Genomic DNA, 17,455 nt, shown 5'->3' on the forward strand with positions numbered 1-17,455 from the left:
GGTGGCGGGGGCTTCCGGAGGCCTTCCGAAAGCCCCCCGCCGGGTCAGGCGGGCACCACCTGCCGCCGGGCCCGCGCGGCGAGCCGCGCCTCGGCCCCGGCAAGCCCGACCACCGCGACCAGCAGCAACAACGTCCCCGCGACCGTGGCCGCGCTCAGCCGCTCACCCAGTACCGCGACCGCGAGCAGCGCCGCGCTCACCGGCTCCAGGAGCATGATCACGGAGACGGTGGTGGACCGGACGACGGCCGCGCCCGCGAAGTAGAGCGCGTACGCCAGCGCCGTGGGCACCGCCGCCACGTACAGCAGCAGCACGCCCACCCGCACCGGCTCGACGGTGTGCGGCACCATTCCTTCCGCCCCCGCCAGCGGCAGCAGCAGGACCGAGGCCACCGCGAACGCCCAGGCCGTGGTGGCGGAGGGATCGGCGGCCGCGCCGTCCCGGCCGAGCCGCCGGGTGAGCAGCGTGATCGCCGCGTATCCGGCCGCCGACAGCAGCGCGAGCAGCACCCCGGCGGGGCGGACGGCGCCGCCGCCGTTGCCGAGGACCAGTACCGCCAGCCCGGCGAGCGCCCCGGTCACGGCGGTCAGCCCGGCGCCGCCGATCCGCTCGCCCATGGTGAGCCGGGCGCCGACGGCGATGAGCACGGGCCCGGCGCCGAGGGTGACCACGGTCGCCACGGCCAGGCCGGTCGAGGCGACGGCGGCGAAGTAGGCGCTCTGGAAGACCGCGAGGCCCACGCCGTTGCCGAGGATCCGCAGCAGCCGCGTGGCGCGCGGCTCGGCGGGCCTGCGCACCGGGCGCCGCCGCAGCGCGCGTGCGCCGAGCAGCAGGACGAGCCCGCCGACGCACCGCCAGAAGGAGAGGGCGAGCGGGCCGAGGTCGCTGGCGTCGAAGACCAGCGCGGCCGCGCCGCCCGCGGTGCCCCAGGCGACACCGGCGAAGACGAGATAGAGCAGGCCGCGCCCGACGGGCAGGCCGGAGGAAGAGGAAGCGTTCGACACGTACGTACTCCGAAGAGGAAGACGGGAAAGGTCGCATGCCTGGAGTACGCGGGCAGCGACGAGCCGCTCGGGGACTGCCCGAGCCCGGTCTTCGTCTGGAGTGCGGCCGCCCGCGCTACGCGGCGGGAGGCGGCAGAACGGTCGAATGCATGATCGTCACCCTACGGGGCGGCCCGGCCGGCCGACAACTCGCCCTCGGGCGCGGGCTCCTGCTGAGCGGGCGCCTCCTGAAGGGGCGTCTCCTGGACCGGCAGCGGATGCCCGTCCCCGGCCGCCACCGGCCCGGTGGGCTCCTTCGGCGCCGAGGACTGCGCGATGAAGGCACCGACCAGGACCACCGCGCCGCCCGCGATCTGCGGCGCGGAGAGGTGTTCGCCGAGCAGCACCCAGGCCAGGACGGTCGCGATGACCGCCTCCAGACAGGCGACCACCCCGGCCACCTGCGGCGAGAGCTTGCGCACCGAGATCACCCCGGTGACGTACGCGATCACGGTCGCGATGAGCACGATCCAGCCGAGCAGCAGGGCCGCGGGCACGTCCGTGCCGTTCATGTCGGCGCTGCCGCCGAGCACCGACCAGTCCATCCCCCAGGGGCGGGCGACGAGCGTGAGCAGGACGGAGCCGATGAGCAGGCCGTACGCGATGACGCCGATCGGGTCGGGTGCGTCGTCCGCGTCGCCGCCCTGGTCGGACAGGACGAAGTAGCCCACCTGGCAGCAGGCGGCGCCGAGGGCGAGCACCAGACCGACGAGGTCGAAGCTCAGCCCGGACCAGATCTCGACGACGGAGGCGAGGCCGCCGACGGCGAGCACCACGCCGATGACCGCCGCCCGGGTCACGGGCCTGCGCTGGACGAACCGGACCCAGCCGAGGACGAGCGCGGGCGCCAGATATTCGACGAGCAGGGCGACGCCGACGGGGATGCGGGATATCGCCGCGAAGTAGCAGGCCTGGACACCGGCGACGGCGAGCAGGCCGAACCCGGCGAGCAGCGCGGGCCGGCGCACCAGCAGGCTCCGGTGGCGCCAGGCCACGGGCAGCATGACGAGCGCGGCGCCCGTCACCCGCAGCCACACCACGTGCAGCGGGTCAAGGCCCGCCTCGATCAGCGGCTTGGCCGCGACACCCGATCCACCGAATGAAAACGCCGAGGCCAGGGCCAGTCCCAGGCCGACGTTTCTCCCCTGAGACGCCTGCATCGGCACATCATGACAGGAGAAGTCAGGACCGTCACCCCTGTGACACCTGTCGAGACGGCGGGGCCTCGACGAGCCGTGCCGCGAGCTCTCCGGCGTCGACTCCGGCGTGGTCGAGAACCTCCACGGCCCGGCACTCCGGGTCGCCCGCGAGCGCCGCGAGGAGGTCGGTGCCGCCCACCCGTGCGTCGCCCCGGGCACCGGCCCGGGCCAGGGCGCCCTCCATCGCGGTGACCGCGGCGGGCGACCAGCCGGGCTGGGCGAGCAGCGGCAGCGCCCCCGAGTCCTCCACCGACCCCTGCCAGCGCAGCCCGTACCCGATGGAGCGCTGGACGAGATAGCCGAGCACCCGCGCCACCTGCGGCGCACCGTCGAAGGCGGCCCGCACCTCCGGGTCCGTCTCCATCAGCGAGTGCAGCAGATGGGCGGTGTCGATCTGCCGGTCGCCGTCGCGCAGCGCCCTCCTGCGGGCACCCGCGACCACCGAAGCCATCTCGTCGGTGAGCCGGGCTTCGAAGTCGGGGGCGGCGGGGACCGCAGCCGGGACGGCCGGGACCCGCGGGATCGGGAGGTGCACTCTCCTACCCCATCAGGCACGCGGCCCAGAGACATCCCCGCCGGGAAGCATTCCGCATCCGACGTTGGGTGGGCACGGATGACCGGGTTCTCCTCCTTATGGATGAGATTTGCGGTTTACGCCTCGGGGGCGCGCACGGCCGGGCCGTACGCCCCCGCGCAACCACACCGCTGCCGGACACGTCCCCTCCCGTACGACACAGCCGCCCCGGCGACCGCGGGAGGGGGCCCGATGTGCTGGATGGTCGCTCTGCTCGCCGAGGACGGGCTGCAGTACGTGTACCGCGTGTACGCCCCGGGGGACGCCCTGCGCGGCGATCTGTTCTGGGCCGCCTTCCACTGCCACGACGAGTCCTCGCGCCCGCGCGCGTCCGACCTCTTCGACTCGGCGCAGATATGGGCGTTACCGGTGAGCGACGCACGGATCTGACGGTTCATCAGTATTGAATGTTCACGACACCCCGGCTACGTTCCGCGACACGTTCCCGATGCGCATTCCGTTTCGCGTTCCCGATTCGCGTTCCTTAGGTGAAGGGGTGGTCGCATGGCCGAGGTCAGCGCGGAGGCGCGCCTGGAGGCTCCGGCGGAGAAGGTCTGGGCCCAGCTGACGGACTTCACCGCGTACGGCGAGTGGAACGCCACCCACACGAGCTTCCCGCACGGCGGCCCCGAGAAGCTGGAGCTCGGCGCCACCTACGCCGAGAACATGAAGCTCATGGGCTTCCCCGCCGAAGTCACCTGGACCGTGGACGAGTTCGAGGCGGGCCGGCTCCTCGGCATCAAGGGCAAGGGCCCGATGGGGGTGAGCGTCGGCAACCGCTACACACTCACGCCCGACGGGGACGCGACGGTGGTCCGCATCGAGGGCGAGTTCACCGGCGCCGCCGTCTCACTGATGGCGGGCAAGCTCAAGGACTCGGCGACGGCCGCGCTGAACGAGTCGCTGCGCAAGCTCGGCGGCCTGGTGACCTGACCGGCCTGGGCCTTCCCCACCGCCCGCACGCACGGGAAAGCCCCGCGACCGGCGGTCGCGGGGCTTTCGGTGGCCGACGGGGTCAGTCCTCGTCGGCCAGGATCAGATACAGCTTCTTACGGGCGTCGTTGATGACCCCGAGCGCCTTCTGGCGCTGCTCGGCGGTGCCGGTCTTCCAGACCTGGCCGAACGCCTCCATCAGACCGAACCCGGCCTGGCGGATCTCGTTCATGCTCTCCCAGTCGACCCCGCGCCCGGCCTCTTCCCATGGGGCCTCGGCCCCGGATTCGGCTTCGGTGCGCCCGGTGTCGGTGAGCGTGAACAGCTTCTTGCCGCCCTCGCTCTCACTGGTGATCAGGCCCTCGTCCTCCATCATCTGGAGGGTCGGGTAGACCGAGCCGGGGCTGGGCTTCCACGCCCCGCCGCTGCGCTCGACGATCTCCTGGATCATCTCGTAACCGTGCATCGGCCGGTCCTTCAGCAGAGCCAGGATCGACGCGCGGACATCCCCGCGCCGCGCCCTGCCCCGCGGACCGCCCCGGCCGGGCCCGAACGGTCCGCCGCCGAAGCCGGGACCGAAGGGCCCGAAGGCGGCACGCCGCCCCTCGAAGTCGCCCCGACCGCGATGGCCGGGTCCGTGCTGTCCGTGCCCATGTCCATGTGAACGCATCGCTACGCTCCTTCCATCGTTGATCCGTCGCGATGCTTCAACGATATATCGGGACTGTTCGGTTAGCAAGCCTCTTCCGAACGCCGGACGGAACGGGGCCGACCGGTCCACCGAAGGGGCCAATGAACCCGGATTGGCCTTGGCCCGTGGCCTGCTTCGGCCCGTACCGTCGTGCCCATGCAGATGCGAATCGTCGACGCCTTCACCGACCGCCCGTTCGCCGGCAACCCGGCCGGGGTCCTGCTCCTCGACGCGTTCCCGGAGGATGCCTGGCTGCAGGACGTCGCCCGGGAGATCAACCTCTCCGAGACCGCCTTCGCGCACCCCCTGCCGCCCGGTGGCGAGGCCGACTGGGCGCTGCGGTGGTTCACCCCGGCCACCGAGGTCGGCATGTGCGGGCATGCCACTCTGGCCACCGCCCATGTGCTGCACACGACGGGCGCCGCGACCGGCACGGTCAGGTTCGCGGCCCAGTGCGGCATCCTCTCCGCGACCGCGCACGAGGACGGGTCGATCACGCTCGACTTCCCCACCTCGCCGCTGACCCCGGTGGAGATCCCGGACGGCATCCCCGAGGCGCTCGGGGCGCGGCCGCTGTCCGTCCACGACACCTCCGAGTTCATCGGAGACCTGGTCGTCGAGCTGGCGGACGAGCGGACCGTGCGGACCCTGACGCCCGACTTCAAGGCGCTGGCCGCGCACTCCAAGCGCGGCGTCATCGCCACGGCCGCGGCCGAGGACCCCTCCCTGGGCTACGACTTCGTCTCGCGGGGCTTCTTCCCGGGCGTCGGCATCGACGAGGACCCGGTGACGGGCAGCGCCCACACCGCGCTCGCGCCGTTCTGGTCGGCGCGCCTGGGCCGCACCGAGCTGACCGGCCTCCAAGCCTCGGCGCGGACCGGTCTGGTCCGCACGTCCCTGCGGGGCGACCGCACCCTGCTGACCGGTTCGGCGGTCACCGTCATCGAGGGCGAGCTGCTGACGGCGCCGTAGCCACAGCCGTGGCGAACCGCGGGGGATGCGTAAGGGGCGTACGCAATAGCCGTACGCCCCTTACACCTTCATCCACGCGCGCGTGCGCGGCAGCGGACGTCACACCGTCGGCAGCCAGCTCACCTTCCCCGCGAGCAGCGCGTACCCGACGAACGCACCGATGTCGAGCAGGGAATGGGCCACGACCAACGGCCCGACCCGCTGCCAGCGGCGGTAGAGCAGGACGAACACGACGCCCATCGCCATATTGCCGAGGAAGCCGCCGATGCCCTGGTAGAGGTGGTACGAGCCGCGCAGGACCGAGCTCGCCGCGAGCGCCGCCAGCGGGGTCCACCCCAACTGGCCGAGTCGGCGCAGCAGATACCCGACAACGATCACCTCTTCCAGTACGGCGTTCTGCACCGCCGACAGGACGAGCACCGGGTACTTCCACCAGACGTCCGGCAGCGACTCGGGGACGACCGTCAGATTACCCCCGGCCGCCCGCGCCACCAGGTAGAAACCGAGCCCCGCGCTGCCGATCCCGGCCGCGATCAACGCGCCCCTGCCGAGGTCCGGCCAGGGCCGCCCGCGGTCGAGGCCGAGCACCCGCAGACCGCCCGCCCCCTCCCGCAGCAGCAGATGCGCGACGAGCGCCACGGGCACCAGCGCGCTCGCGATGCCGAAGAGCTGCCAAGCGAGATCCAGCCAGGGCCGCCCGGGGGCGTACGAGGTGTTGAGTTTCGCCGCCTGGTCCTTGAGGCCGCCCGGTTTGGTCAGCGATCCGACAAAGCTGATCAGCGCCGACACACCGCTCGCGCCGAGCGAGAGGGCCAGCACGAGCACCGTCTCGGACCGCAAGATCCGCGGCGACACCCCCTGTTCGGGAAGAGAATCAGCCACACGCCCCGCCTCCACCTGCACACCTGCCTCCAGTTGACCGAACCCGTCCCAAGCCCCCCACTGCCCCGCTAGGGTCTCGAATGAAAGTACGAAGATCGCGCGCGACAGGCCGGGGGGCGAGCGCCATTTCGACGGTGCGGTCGCTCTTTTTCCTTGTTCAGGATTCAAGGAGGGCACCACCGCCATGGGACGTCACAGCTTGCCCGACGAGTACGCGACCGAGGGAACCCGGGGCCGTCCGGCCGCCGACCGCCGCCGCACGGTCGTCGTCGCCACCCTGCTCGTACTCGTCGTGGCGGGCGGCGCGGCGGTCGCCGCCAGCAGCGGACTCCTCTCCTTCGGCGACTCCTGCCGGGACTCCGCGGTGCGGCTGGATCTCGTCGCCTCCCCCGATGTCGCCCCGGCCGTCCGGTCCGTCGCCGAGCGGGCGCGCGCCGACAAGGTCACCTCCGACGGCTCCTGCATCGACGTCCGGGTCACCGCCCGCGAGTCGTACAAGGTGGCCGGCGCGCTCGGCGCGGGCCGCGACCCCGACTTCGCGGTGTGGATACCGGACTCGGCGCTGTGGGTGGACCGCGCCAAGGAGGGCGGCGAGGGCGTCCCGCTCGCCACCGCGGGCCACGTCGCCGCATCCCCGGTCGCGCTCGCGCTGGTGGCGCCCGCCGCCAAGTCGCTGGGCTGGCCGTCCAGCACGTACACCTGGGCCGAACTCGCCGCGGCCGCCACCCGCTCGGACGCGCTGCGCCTGGGCGCGGCCGACCCGGCCCGCTCGGCCGTCGGCCTCCTCGCGCTGAGCAGCATCGGGCGCTCCACGGCCCGTCAGGGCGCGGACGGCGACACCAGGGCGGCGGCCTTGGCCAAGCTGCTCTCGCAGCGCACCTCCGACACCGACGCCCAGGTCGTCGACACGCTCGCCAGGGACGGTTCGGGCACCGAGAGCGGCAGCCCGCGCCGCAACCAGGCCGTCGTCCTCTCGGAGCAGGCGGCGTACGCGTACAACACCGGCCGGGGCGCGGGGCGGGGGCTCGACCTCTTCTACCCGAAGGACGGGGCGCCGCTGCTCGACTACCCGTACACGATCGTCCGCGAGAACCGGCTGAGTACCGACCGCAGCCGCGCCGCGATGCGGTTCCTGACGCTGCTCGGCGAGCCGGAGTCCCGGCGGACGCTCACGAACAGCGGCTTCCGCACACCCGGCGAGGCGGTGGACGAAGCGGCCGTGAAGAAGGCGGGCGGCGCCGCGCCGCAGCCCTACGCCACGTCCACCGCCGAGGCCCCGTCCGCCAAAGAGCTCCAGGAGGCTCTCGGGATGTGGACGGTCATCGTGCAGAGCGCCCGGCTCACCACCCTCGTGGACGCCTCGGGGTCGATGGCCGCGCCCGTGCCCGGCGCGGGCGGCCGCTCCCGGATGGACGTCACCAAGGCCTCACTGCTCCAGGCGCTGGCGCAGTTCACCACCGAGGACGAGATCGGTCTGTGGGACTTCGCCACCCGCCTCGACGGCTCGCGCGACTACCGCGAGCTGGTGCCGGCCGCCCGCCTCGGCGACCCGGTCAAGGGCGGGCGCACCCAGCGCGACCGGCTGGCCGCCGCCTTCGGCGCGCTCCAGCCGGTGCCGGACGGGGCGACCGGTCTGTACGACACGACGCTCGCCGCGTACAAGCAGGCCACCGCGGGGTACCGGCAGGGCAGGTTCAACGCGGTGGTGATCCTCACCGACGGCGCCAACGAGGACCCCGGCAGCATCTCGCGCGCCGAGCTCATCACCCGGCTCCAGAGGCTCTCCGACCCGGCGAAGCCGGTGCCGATGATCGCCATCGCGGTCGGCCCGGACGCGGACGGGGAGGCGGTCAAGGAGATCGCCCGGGCCACCGGCGGCGCGGGGTACCAGGTCTCCGACCCGGCCGAGATCCAGGCGGTGATCCTGAAGGCCATCATGACGGTGGGCCAGGGCGGCCGGGCGGGCTGAGAAGCCCGCCCGCGCCCCCTCACCCGCCTCTCACCCCCGGCGCCGGAAAGCCCACCGGCCAGGTGTGGACCGGCTCGCCCGCGTGCATCAGATCGCGGTAGCGCCGGGTGGTGGCCGCCAGCGCCGCCTCGCGGGTCAGCCCCGCGTCGAGGGCGCGGTGGTACGTGTCGACCTGCCAGGAGGCCCCGTTGACGCGGCGCCGGCAGCGCTCCTCGATGACGCCGAGGTAGTGGTCCCGGTCGGCCGGCTCCACGCCCCACGCGTCGAGCCCGGCGTGGGCCAGCGGCAGCAGCTCGTCCCGGACCAGCTTGACGGCCGGTACGCGCGCGACGCCGCCCGCCCTGCGCGGCACCGGCCACAGCAGTTCGGCGTCGATGCCCTGGCGGCACGCCGTCTCGAAGTTGGCGGCGGCCACCGCGAACGGCAGCCGGGTCCACACCGGCCTGCTGTCCTCGGCGAGGGAGCGCACCAGCCCGTAGTAGAAGGCCGCGTTGGCGATGACGTCGGTGATGGTGGGCCCGGCCGGGAGCACCCGGTTCTCCACCCGCAGATGCGGCACTCCGTCCGCGATCCCGTACACCGGGCGGTTCCAGCGGTAGATCGTCCCGTTGTGCAGGACGAGTTCCTGGAGCGTGGGCACCCCGCCGGCGGACAGCACCCGCAGCGGCTCCTCCTCGTCGCAGATGGGCAGCAGCGGCGGGAAGTAGCGCAGGTTCTCCTCGAACAGCTCGTACGCGGAGGTCACCCAGCGCTCGCCGAACCAGGTGCGCGGGCGCACGCCCTGGGCGCGCAGTTCCGGCGGCCGGGTGTCGGTGGCCTGCTCGAACAGCGGCGGCCGCGACTCGCGCCACAGCTCCCGGCCGAACAGGAAGGGCGCGTTGGCCCCCACCGCGATCTGCACGGCGGCGATGGCCTGCGCCGCGTTCCACACCGCCGCGAACCGCGCGGGGGTGACCTGGAGGTGCAGCTGTACGGAAGTGCAGGCGGCTTCCGGGGTGATGGAGCCGGAGGTGCAGACGAGGCGTTCGACGCCCTCGATGTCGAGGGTGAAATCCTCGCCGCGGGCCGCCACGATCTGATCGTTGAGCAGCACATAGCGATCGGAATTCGAAAGGTTCGTGGATACGAGGTCCTGCTGGCTGATCGTCGGGAGAATTCCGATCATCAGGATCCCGGCACCGACTTCACCCGCTTTGCGCTCGGCGTACCCGAGGCCGGTCCGCAGCTCCTCGGAGAGCTGATCGAAAACCCGGCCGCCGAGCCGGTGCGGGGCGATATTCACTTCGAGATTGAACATCCCGAGTTCGGTCTGGAAATCCTTGCTCGCAATCCGCTCCAGAACCTCCGCGTTCATCATGCGCGGCATACCGTCGGGCCCCACCAGATTCAGCTCGATCTCCACGCCCATCAGATTCCTCGGACGATCGAACCTCCGTTCGGTCAGGAGTCGCCCCAGCCCCTCCAGGCACTGCTGGAGCTTCTGCCGGTACGCGTGCCGATCGGACAGGTCGAACTCGCCCGCCACGACCTTCTCACCCATCGAAGCGTCCCTCCTCGAATGGGCAGCCGGCCCGGCCGGCCGCGTGCGTCACGGTCGATAATGCCCAGGCTGACTGATCCATAACGCCCCATGGAAGGGAGCCTGCCGGTAAGCTGGTACGAACCGGCCTCAGGCACATGCATTCGGCATACAGCAACATGCGGATACCAACACTTCGGGAATCGTGAAAAACACCGACGCGTTTCGGCCTACCGCCGCCACAGGACCTTTCCAGGCCAGTCCGGTACCCCGTTCCGCGAATCGGGATGAATGCCGCATCACAAGGACCGGAATGCGACTTGCCCGCAATACGGGCGACAGCTAGATGAAACGCGCCGTGAACACGTGTCGTATAAACTTCGCGAACGAGGCAGAGAGTTGGCGCCCCGGCCACTGTCCCCCGGCCCCCCTCTGACCCCGTATCACCGCAGACAGCGCCGTCCGCACCGCCCACGCACCAACGTGTCTCCGAAGTGAGAGGCGACCCACCATGCCGCTGCATGTTCCCCCGGCCCCCGCGCCCGCCCTGCGCAGCGTCCTCGCGGCACTCGGTTCCCCCACCGCCGTCCGCGCGGCGCGCACCCCCGCCCTGCGATCCGCGCAAGGCCCGCTGACCCCCGAACTCCCGCTCCCCGTCCACGTGCTGGACCGGATCACCCCGAGCGCCCGCGCCCCGCGCAGCCGGCTGGCCGGCTGGCGCTTCCTGATCAGCGACGGAGAGGGCGCGGTCGCGGCCGCCGACACCATGCTCACCCCGGACGGCTGGGCCTTCTCGCACTTCTTCGAGGGCCCCTACATCGCCTCGACCCAGCACGCCCTGCGCCAGGCGGAGGCGCTGACCATGGACTTCGAGCCCCGGCTGCTCTCGGTGCCGGAGCTGTACATGCTCACCCTGTGGCTGCGGCGCGACACCACGGCCGACCCCGCCTCCGGCGCCCTGGACCCGGCCGACCTGCTGGTGCCGCTGGCGCCCGCCCCGCCCGGCATCTGCGCCCACCGCCCGCACCGGGTCTCCGAGCTGCTGCCGGTGATGACCCTGCGGCTCACCCCCGCGCCACTGCTGAGCCAGCCGGTCTGACACGCCGACCGGCCGCCGGCAGGAACGAGCCCACAGCGCTCCGGAGCCCCCTTCGGCCCGGGGCGCTGTGCCGTGCGCCCGTTCGCGTCCTCCGTACGGGCTAGCCCGTAACGGCCACCACGAACCACCCGAAGAGACTGGGCAGTTGAGTTGAACCGGCCGCACGAGTGATGCGTCAATATGCAGTAGGAAGTGGTGCCGCGAAATCCCTGCGGATTGACGCCCGTAGGGCAACACTGGGAGCGGACCGACCGACTTAAACAACGGGGGGCGGCCATGAAGACCGCATCGAGCCGCAGGACACTCACTACTACGACGCAGCGAAAGAACGCATCCATGTGCCAGCACCAGCCAGCCTGCCCGACAGCCGACTCCGCCGACCGGGAGGCCGCGCAGCTCGTGGCACACCACCCGGAACAGGGCTGGAGCCTGCTGTGCAACGGCGTCCTGATCTTCGAGGACACCGGCGAGCTGCTGCCGGACGGGCGGATCATCGCCCCGCACCGGGCGCTGACAGCCGGACAGGTGGCGAAGGCCGCCTAGCGCGGCACCGCCGGGCACGGACACGCGCACCGCACAGCTGAACAGCCGAACAGCACGACACGAAAAGAAGGGGCCGGCCCGGGGAGAAACCCCCGCACCGGCCCCGACGTATGTCAGCCGTAGACGGCTCTACATCAGTTGTCGTACTCGTCCATCGGCGGGCAGGAGCAGACCAGGTTGCGGTCGCCGAAGGCACCGTCGATACGGCGCACCGGCGGCCAGTACTTGTCGGCGGCCGAGACCCCGGCCGGGAAGACGGCCTCCTCGCGGCTGTACGCGTGGTTCCACTCGCCGCCGAGCGCCGCCGCGGTGTGCGGGGCGTTGGCGAGCGGGTTGTCGTCGGCGGGCCACTCGCCCGAGGCGACCTTCTCGATCTCGGCGCGGATCGCGATCATCGTCTCGCAGAACCGGTCGATCTCGTTCAGGTCCTCGCTCTCGGTCGGCTCGATCATCAGCGTGCCGGCCACCGGGAACGACATCGTCGGCGCGTGGAAGCCGTAGTCGATCAGACGCTTGGCGATGTCGTCGACGCTGACGCCGGTCGACTTCGACAGCGGCCGCAGGTCCACGATGCACTCGTGCGCCACCAGGCCGTTGGGGCCGGTGTAGAGCACCGGGTAGTGCGGCTCCAGGCGCTTGGCGATGTAGTTGGCCGCGAGCACCGCGACCTGCGTCGCGCGCTTGAGGCCCTCGCCACCCATCAGACGCACGTACGCCCACGAGATCGGCAGGATGCCCGCCGAGCCCCACGGGGCGGCCGAGATCGGGCCGACGCCCGTCTCGGGACCGGCCGTCGGCTGGAGCGGGTGGTTCGGCAGGAACGGCGCGAGGTGCGCGCGCACACCCACCGGGCCGACGCCGGGGCCGCCACCGCCGTGCGGGATGCAGAACGTCTTGTGCAGGTTCAGGTGCGAGACGTCGCCGCCGAACTTGCCCGGCTTGGCGAGGCCCACCAGGGCGTTGAGGTTGGCGCCGTCGACGTAGACCTGGCCGCCCGCGTCGTGCACCTCGCCGCAGATGTCCGCGACGTGCTCCTCGAACACACCGTGCGTGGACGGGTAGGTGATCATCAGCACCGAGAGCTCGTCGCGGTACTGCTCGATCTTGGCGCGCAGGTCGGCGATGTCGACCTCGCCGTCGTCGGCGGTCTTCACCACGACGACCTTCATACCGGCCATCACGGCGCTGGCGGCGTTGGTGCCGTGCGCGGAGGACGGGATGAGGCAGACCGTGCGCTGCTCGTCGCCGTTGGCCCGGTGGTAGGCGCGGACCGCGAGCAGACCCGCGAGCTCGCCCTGCGAACCGGCGTTGGGCTGGATCGACACCGCGTCGTACCCGGTGACCTCGGCGAGGCGCTCCTCCAGCTCGTGGATGAGCGTGAGGTAGCCCCCGGCCTGCTCGGCCGGCGCGAAGGGGTGCATCTGGCCGAACTCGGGCCAGGTGACCGGCTCCATCTCGGTGGTCGCGTTCAGCTTCATGGTGCAGGAGCCGAGCGGGATCATGCCGCGGTCCAGCGCGTAGTCGCGGTCGGCGAGCTTGCGCAGGTAGCGCAGCATCGCGGTCTCGGAGCGGTGCTGGTGGAAGACCGGGTGGGTCAGGACGTCGTCGGTGCGCAGCAGCGCGCCCGGCAGCGTGTCCGCGGCCGCGGTGTCCAGCGCCTCGATGTCGCCCTCGGCGCCGAAGGCGGCCCAGACGGCGGCGACGCGGTCGCGGTCGGTGGTCTCGTCGCAGGCGATCGAGACGGTGTCGGCGTCGACCAGGTACAGGTTGACCCCGCCGTCACGGGCGGCGGCGACGGCCTCGGCGGCCTTGCCGGGGACCCGGACGGTCAGCGTGTCGAAGTACGAGCCGTGCACGACCTCCACACCGGCGGCGCGCAGCCCCTCGGCGAGGATCACCGCGTACCGGTGGGTGCGGCGGGCGATCTGCCGCAGGCCGTCCGGACCGTGGTAGACCGCGTACATGCCCGCCATGACGGCGAGCAGGACCTGCGCCGTACAGATGTTGCTGGTGGCCTTCTCGCGGCGGATGTGCTGCTCGCGGGTCTGCAGGGCCAGGCGGTACGCCCGGTTGCCGTCCGCGTCGACGGAGACGCCGACCAGGCGGCCGGGCAGGCTGCGGGCGAACTTCTCCTGGACCGCCATGTAGCCGGCGTGCGGGCCGCCGAAGCCCATCGGGACGCCGAAGCGCTGGGTGGTGCCCACCGCGATGTCCGCGCCGAGCTCGCCGGGCGAGGTCAGCAGGGTCAGGGCGAGCAGGTCGGCGGCGACGGTGACGATCGCGCCCAGCTCGTGGGCCTCGTCGATGACCGGCTTGAGGTCGCGGACCTGGCCGGAGGCGCCCGGGTACTGGAGCAGCACACCGAAGACACCGCGCTCGGCCACCTCGGCCGGGATGCCGTGGCTCAGGTCGGCGACGACGACCTCGACACCGGTCGGCTCGGCGCGCGTCTCTATGACGGCGACGGTCTGCGGCAGCGTGTCCGCGTCGACGAGGAAGACCCCGCCCTTGACCTTGCCGACGCGGCGCGAGAGCGCGAGCGCCTCGGCGGCCGCGGTGCCCTCGTCGAGCAGCGAGGCGCCGGAGGTGGGCAGCCCGGTGAGGTCGGCGACGACGGTCTGGAAGTTGAGCAGCGCCTCCAGACGGCCCTGCGAGATCTCCGGCTGGTACGGCGTGTACGCGGTGTACCAGGCCGGGTTCTCCATGACGTTGCGCAGGATCACCGGCGGGGTGAACGTGCCGTAGTAGCCCAGGCCGATCATCGGGGCCAGGACCTTGTTGCGGTCGGCGAGAGTACGCAGCTCGGCCAGGACCTCGGCCTCGGTGCGGGCGCCGGGCAGACCCAGCGCCTCGGCGCTCTTGATCACGTCCGGCACGGCCGCGGCGGTCAGCTCGTCGAGCGAGCCGTAGCCGACCTGCGCGAGCATCTTCGCCTGGGCCTCGGCGTCGGGCCCGATGTGACGCTGCTCGAAGGGGATGCCACGCTCTAGCTCGGTGAGCGGCATGCGGTTGGCGGTCATAACGGAGGCCTCCTGGTCTGCACGACCTGCGAGGGGCACCACGGCGCGGATGCCCGGACGGCCTCCCCCTCTGTCATCTCAACCTGAGAGTTTCACCGGGGCGCGTGGGGGCGTCCCGGCTTTCACCGTCGGTGAGGAAGGGTGCGCGCACAGGCGTATGCCCGCACGTCCCCCGTCCTGCTTTCCAGAGTGACCTCGTCCGCGCGGTACGTGTGCCTGAGAGATTCCGGGGAGGATTTGCTCCTTCGGCGCCTCCGGACTTCTTTCCGAAGGACTCTCCCGCGCGGGGTCAGCAGCCATCGCCAGGGTACCAGCGCGTTCAGGCCCTGATCCTTCGAGTGGCCGACGCCCGCGATGTGCACTTTCGTAGTACTTACGAGCAGTTGCGACCAGTTGGAGGGACCGTGCAGACCGATATCGATCCGCGCAGCCTGATCGGCCGCAAGGCGTTCGACCGCAACGGCAACAAGATCGGCACGGTGGACGAGGTCTACCTCGACGACGCCACCGGAGTGCCCGAGTGGGCCGCCGTACGCACCGGCCTGTTCAGCCGGGACGCCTTCGTCCCGCTGGAGCCCAGCACCCTCGTCGACGAGGGCCTGCACATCCCCTACGACCGGGCGCTGATCAAGGACGCTCCCGACTTCGGCGTCGGCCGCCACCTCTCCCCCGAACAGGAGCTGCAGCTCTACCACCACTACGGTCTGGACATCGCCGCCCCCGATCCGCTCCCCGGCCCCGACCGGGACTTCGGACGGCTCGCGGGCGAGGAGGACGACACCTGACCCTCCGCGCCACCCGCCTCCGCCTCCGCGTCCCCTGGCCCGGCCACCAGCGGCAGCGGCTCGGACGGCTCCAGGTCGGGGTCGTCCACCCGGAACGTCCGCACCCGTCCGGGCACGGTCGCCGTGGGCGTCTCGAACCGGACGGTCACCCGCCCCACCCCGCTGCCCTGCACCCAGCCGGGGCCGAACTCGCGGTGGCGCACATCGTGCCCGGCCACCCAGCGCCGCTCTGCCGGGTCCGCCGCCTCCGCCTGCTCGGGGGCGGCCGGAGCCGTCTCCGCCTCGACGGCCGCCTCCTCCACCGCCTCCCGCTCACCGGCCGCCTGGGCGAAGAGGTCCTCCTGCGTGAAGTCCGCGAGGCCGCTGACCCCGACCCCCAGGAGGCGCACGCCGCCCGTCGTGTCCACGGAGTCGAGCAGCCGGCCGGCCGCCTCGCGCACCACCGCGGGGTCGTCCGTGGGCCCCCTGAGCGTCTCCGACCGGGTCAGCGTCGAGAAGTCGTACCTGCGGACCTTCAGGACGATCGTGCGGCCCGAGTGCCCGGACGCCCGCAGGCGCTGCACACACCGGTCGGCGAGCCGCCCCACCTCGTTCATCACCCGCACCCGGTCGTGCAGATCCACGTCGAAGGTGTCCTCGACCGACACGGATTTGGTGTCCCGCTCGGCCACCACCGGCCGGTCGTCGAGCCCGAGCGCCATCCGGTGCAGCGACGCCCCGTGCGCCTTGCCGAGCAGCCGTACGAGCTCGTCCTCGCCCGCCTCGGCGAGATCCGCGACCGTGGTCATCCCGGCCCTGCGCAGATGCTCCCCGGTCGCGGGCCCCACGCCCGGCAGCGTCCTGACCGGCATCGGGGCGAGCAGCGCCCGCTCGGTGCCGGGCTCTATGAGCACCAGCCCGTCGGGCTTGGCCTCCTCCGAGGCGATCTTCGCCAGCATCTTGGACCCGGCGAGCCCCACCGACCCCGTCAGGCCCGTCACCGCGCGGATGTCCTCACGCAGCCGCTGACCGGCCTCACGGGCCGACTGCGCGTCCCACGCGACTCCCCCGGCCTCCAGGTCCACGAAGGCCTCGTCGAGGCTCAGGGGCTCCACCAGAGGCGACAGCCGCCCCAGCAACTCCATCACCTGTTCGCTGATCGAGCGGTAGAAGCCGAAACGCGGCACCAGATACGCGCCATTGGGACACAGCCGTCTCGCCTGAGCCATCGGCATCGCGGAACGCGCGCCGAAGCGCCGAGCCTCGTATGACGCGGTGGCCACCACACCACGCGGTCCGAGGCCGCCCACGATCACGGGTTTTCCGCGCAGGCTGGGCTTCGACGCCTGCTCTGCGGCGGCGAAGAAGGCATCCATGTCGAGATGCAGAATGGTCGGCGCGGCTCTCACATCACCGATGCTGCCTCACGCCACTGACAATCGGCCCCCGGCGGCCCCGCGGCCCCTCAGACCGCGCGGTTGCGGCGCCGGGCGAGCTCGTCGGTGGGGTTCTGCCCGACCAGCGTCTCACCGGTGTCGACCCGCTCTCCGTGCAGCTGGGACAGGGCCGCCTCGACGTCGCGCCACACCACGCCGACCGCGATGCCGAAGACACCCTGGCCGCCCTGGAGCAGGTCGACGACCTCGTCGGGCGAGGAGCACTCGTAGACGGTGGCCCCGTCGCTCATCAGCGTCATCCGCTCCAGATCACGGAAGCCGCGCTCACGCAGGTGCTGCACGGCGGTGCGGATGTTCTGGAGGGCGACCCCGGTGTCCAGGAAACGCTTGACGATCTTGAGGACGACGACGTCCTTGAAGCTGTAGAGCCGCTGGGTGCCCGATCCGTACGCCGGACGCACACTGGGCTCGACCAGACCGGTGCGCGCCCAGTAGTCGAGCTGCCGGTAGGTGATCCCCGCCGCCGCGCACGCCGTCGGCCCCCGGTATCCGACGGTGTCGGTGTCGGTGCCGGTGTCCGCCGCACTGTCGTGAGGGGGGTACTCACTACTCGGCCGAGAGCCTGGGGGCGGGTACGGCCCGCTCTCCCCCGGACGTCCGGGGGCCTCCCCTGCCGTACTGTCGCCGCTGCTTCTCACGCCGACCCTCCGTCCTAGAACTGCCTTCACGACGGTAGGCAGTCACTCGGGGTGCGTCAACGATCGCCACACTCGGCACGCCGAGTGATAATCACCCTGAGAGTGGTTTCGCGTACCCCTCTTCGGGGAAAGGCTACTCGAATGCGCCGGAG

At 71.9% G+C, this 17,455-nt stretch carries 16 protein-coding genes and 1 riboswitch; of the genes, 7 read left to right on the top strand and 9 right to left on the bottom strand.

Annotated elements, in window-relative coordinates; translation table 11 throughout:
* Positions 1 to 44 precede the first annotated feature (44 nt).
* The 3 genes from OG965_RS09120 to OG965_RS09130 form a co-directional block, all read right to left on the bottom strand.
* Entirely contained in the window at positions 45 to 1,004 is a 960-nt protein-coding gene (locus OG965_RS09120) for a DMT family transporter (protein ID WP_371651009.1), read from the bottom strand.
* A 161-nt stretch (positions 1,005 to 1,165) separates the two neighbouring features.
* Positions 1,166 to 2,203, bottom strand: a complete 1,038-nt coding sequence (locus tag OG965_RS09125) for a DMT family transporter (protein ID WP_371651011.1) — start codon at positions 2,201 to 2,203, stop codon at positions 1,166 to 1,168.
* A 31-nt stretch (positions 2,204 to 2,234) separates the two neighbouring features.
* On the bottom strand, positions 2,235 to 2,777 hold the full coding sequence (locus OG965_RS09130; protein ID WP_371651013.1) for a Clp protease N-terminal domain-containing protein: 543 nt from the start codon (positions 2,775 to 2,777) through the stop codon (positions 2,235 to 2,237).
* A gap of 231 nt (positions 2,778 to 3,008) precedes the next feature.
* On the opposite strand from OG965_RS09130, the gene OG965_RS09135 reads away from it, so the two are divergent.
* Positions 3,009 to 3,206 (top strand): hypothetical protein, encoded by a 198-nt coding sequence (locus tag OG965_RS09135; protein WP_283144452.1) that lies wholly within the window; start codon positions 3,009 to 3,011, stop codon positions 3,204 to 3,206.
* 114 nt (positions 3,207 to 3,320) lie between these two features.
* Positions 3,321 to 3,749, top strand: coding sequence for an SRPBCC family protein (locus tag OG965_RS09140; RefSeq protein ID WP_371651015.1), 429 nt, complete (start codon positions 3,321 to 3,323; stop codon positions 3,747 to 3,749).
* 82 nt (positions 3,750 to 3,831) lie between these two features.
* Here the strand turns inward: OG965_RS09140 and OG965_RS09145 are convergent, their stop codons facing one another.
* Entirely contained in the window at positions 3,832 to 4,419 is a 588-nt protein-coding gene (locus OG965_RS09145; protein ID WP_371651017.1) for a PadR family transcriptional regulator, read from the bottom strand.
* A 177-nt stretch (positions 4,420 to 4,596) separates the two neighbouring features.
* On the opposite strand from OG965_RS09145, the gene OG965_RS09150 reads away from it, so the two are divergent.
* Entirely contained in the window at positions 4,597 to 5,412 is an 816-nt protein-coding gene (locus tag OG965_RS09150; protein WP_371651019.1) for a PhzF family phenazine biosynthesis protein, read from the top strand.
* Between the two features lie 99 nt (positions 5,413 to 5,511).
* Here the strand turns inward: OG965_RS09150 and OG965_RS09155 are convergent, their stop codons facing one another.
* Positions 5,512 to 6,315: a CPBP family intramembrane glutamic endopeptidase gene (locus OG965_RS09155; RefSeq protein WP_371651020.1), complete on the bottom strand. Its 804-nt coding sequence runs from the start codon at positions 6,313 to 6,315 to the stop codon at positions 5,512 to 5,514.
* Positions 6,316 to 6,478: 163 nt separating this feature from the next.
* On the opposite strand from OG965_RS09155, the gene OG965_RS09160 reads away from it, so the two are divergent.
* Complete coding sequence (locus tag OG965_RS09160) at positions 6,479 to 8,263, top strand: substrate-binding domain-containing protein (protein WP_371651021.1); 1,785 nt, start codon at positions 6,479 to 6,481, stop codon at positions 8,261 to 8,263.
* A 19-nt stretch (positions 8,264 to 8,282) separates the two neighbouring features.
* Here OG965_RS09160 and OG965_RS09165 read toward each other — a convergent pair whose 3' ends face one another.
* Positions 8,283 to 9,803 (bottom strand): glutamate--cysteine ligase, encoded by a 1,521-nt coding sequence (locus tag OG965_RS09165; protein ID WP_371651022.1) that lies wholly within the window; start codon positions 9,801 to 9,803, stop codon positions 8,283 to 8,285.
* Positions 9,804 to 10,293: 490 nt separating this feature from the next.
* Between OG965_RS09165 and OG965_RS09170 the strand changes: the two genes are divergently transcribed.
* A complete protein-coding gene (locus tag OG965_RS09170; RefSeq protein ID WP_371651024.1) occupies positions 10,294 to 10,881 on the top strand; it encodes a hypothetical protein in 588 nt (195 codons plus the stop codon).
* 336 nt (positions 10,882 to 11,217) lie between these two features.
* On the top strand, positions 11,218 to 11,424 hold the full coding sequence (locus OG965_RS09175; RefSeq protein ID WP_067155431.1) for a DUF5999 family protein: 207 nt from the start codon (positions 11,218 to 11,220) through the stop codon (positions 11,422 to 11,424).
* Between the two features lie 134 nt (positions 11,425 to 11,558).
* Here the strand turns inward: OG965_RS09175 and gcvP are convergent, their stop codons facing one another.
* Positions 11,559 to 14,444, bottom strand: a complete 2,886-nt coding sequence (gene gcvP, locus OG965_RS09180) for an aminomethyl-transferring glycine dehydrogenase (RefSeq protein ID WP_371651025.1) — start codon at positions 14,442 to 14,444, stop codon at positions 11,559 to 11,561.
* Positions 14,445 to 14,638: 194 nt separating this feature from the next.
* Positions 14,639 to 14,736: riboswitch (glycine riboswitch) on the bottom strand.
* 112 nt (positions 14,737 to 14,848) lie between these two features.
* Between gcvP and OG965_RS09185 the strand changes: the two genes are divergently transcribed.
* Positions 14,849 to 15,229 (top strand): PRC-barrel domain-containing protein, encoded by a 381-nt coding sequence (locus tag OG965_RS09185; RefSeq protein ID WP_371651026.1) that lies wholly within the window; start codon positions 14,849 to 14,851, stop codon positions 15,227 to 15,229.
* Here the strand turns inward: OG965_RS09185 and OG965_RS09190 are convergent.
* Both OG965_RS09190 and OG965_RS09195 read right to left on the bottom strand, forming a co-directional pair.
* Positions 15,142 to 16,617 (bottom strand): DNA polymerase IV, encoded by a 1,476-nt coding sequence (locus OG965_RS09190; RefSeq protein ID WP_371651028.1) that lies wholly within the window; start codon positions 16,615 to 16,617, stop codon positions 15,142 to 15,144. The genes OG965_RS09185 and OG965_RS09190 overlap by 88 nt on opposite strands.
* A 56-nt stretch (positions 16,618 to 16,673) precedes the next feature.
* Positions 16,674 to 17,303: a MerR family transcriptional regulator gene (locus OG965_RS09195; RefSeq protein WP_371651029.1), complete on the bottom strand. Its 630-nt coding sequence runs from the start codon at positions 17,301 to 17,303 to the stop codon at positions 16,674 to 16,676.
* Positions 17,304 to 17,455 lie beyond the last annotated feature (152 nt).

The sequence above is a fragment of the Streptomyces sp. NBC_00224 genome (genome assembly GCF_041435195.1).
Taxonomy (GTDB): domain Bacteria; phylum Actinomycetota; class Actinomycetes; order Streptomycetales; family Streptomycetaceae; genus Streptomyces.

What these genes read in the sequence shown, in the direction of transcription:
- OG965_RS09125 (WP_371651011.1), bottom strand. Translation starts at nt 2,203, where the DNA reads ATGCAGGCGTCTCAGGGGAGAAACGTCGGCCTGGGACTGGCCCTGGCC.
- OG965_RS09135 (WP_283144452.1), top strand. Translation starts at nt 3,009, where the DNA reads ATGTGCTGGATGGTCGCTCTGCTCGCCGAGGACGGGCTGCAGTACGTG.
- OG965_RS09140 (WP_371651015.1), top strand. Translation starts at nt 3,321, where the DNA reads ATGGCCGAGGTCAGCGCGGAGGCGCGCCTGGAGGCTCCGGCGGAGAAG.
- OG965_RS09145 (WP_371651017.1), bottom strand. Translation starts at nt 4,419, where the DNA reads ATGCGTTCACATGGACATGGGCACGGACAGCACGGACCCGGCCATCGC.
- OG965_RS09150 (WP_371651019.1), top strand. Translation starts at nt 4,597, where the DNA reads ATGCAGATGCGAATCGTCGACGCCTTCACCGACCGCCCGTTCGCCGGC.
- OG965_RS09160 (WP_371651021.1), top strand. Translation starts at nt 6,479, where the DNA reads ATGGGACGTCACAGCTTGCCCGACGAGTACGCGACCGAGGGAACCCGG.
- OG965_RS09165 (WP_371651022.1), bottom strand. Translation starts at nt 9,803, where the DNA reads ATGGGTGAGAAGGTCGTGGCGGGCGAGTTCGACCTGTCCGATCGGCAC.
- OG965_RS09170 (WP_371651024.1), top strand. Translation starts at nt 10,294, where the DNA reads ATGCCGCTGCATGTTCCCCCGGCCCCCGCGCCCGCCCTGCGCAGCGTC.
- OG965_RS09175 (WP_067155431.1), top strand. Translation starts at nt 11,218, where the DNA reads ATGTGCCAGCACCAGCCAGCCTGCCCGACAGCCGACTCCGCCGACCGG.
- gcvP (WP_371651025.1), bottom strand. Translation starts at nt 14,444, where the DNA reads ATGACCGCCAACCGCATGCCGCTCACCGAGCTAGAGCGTGGCATCCCC.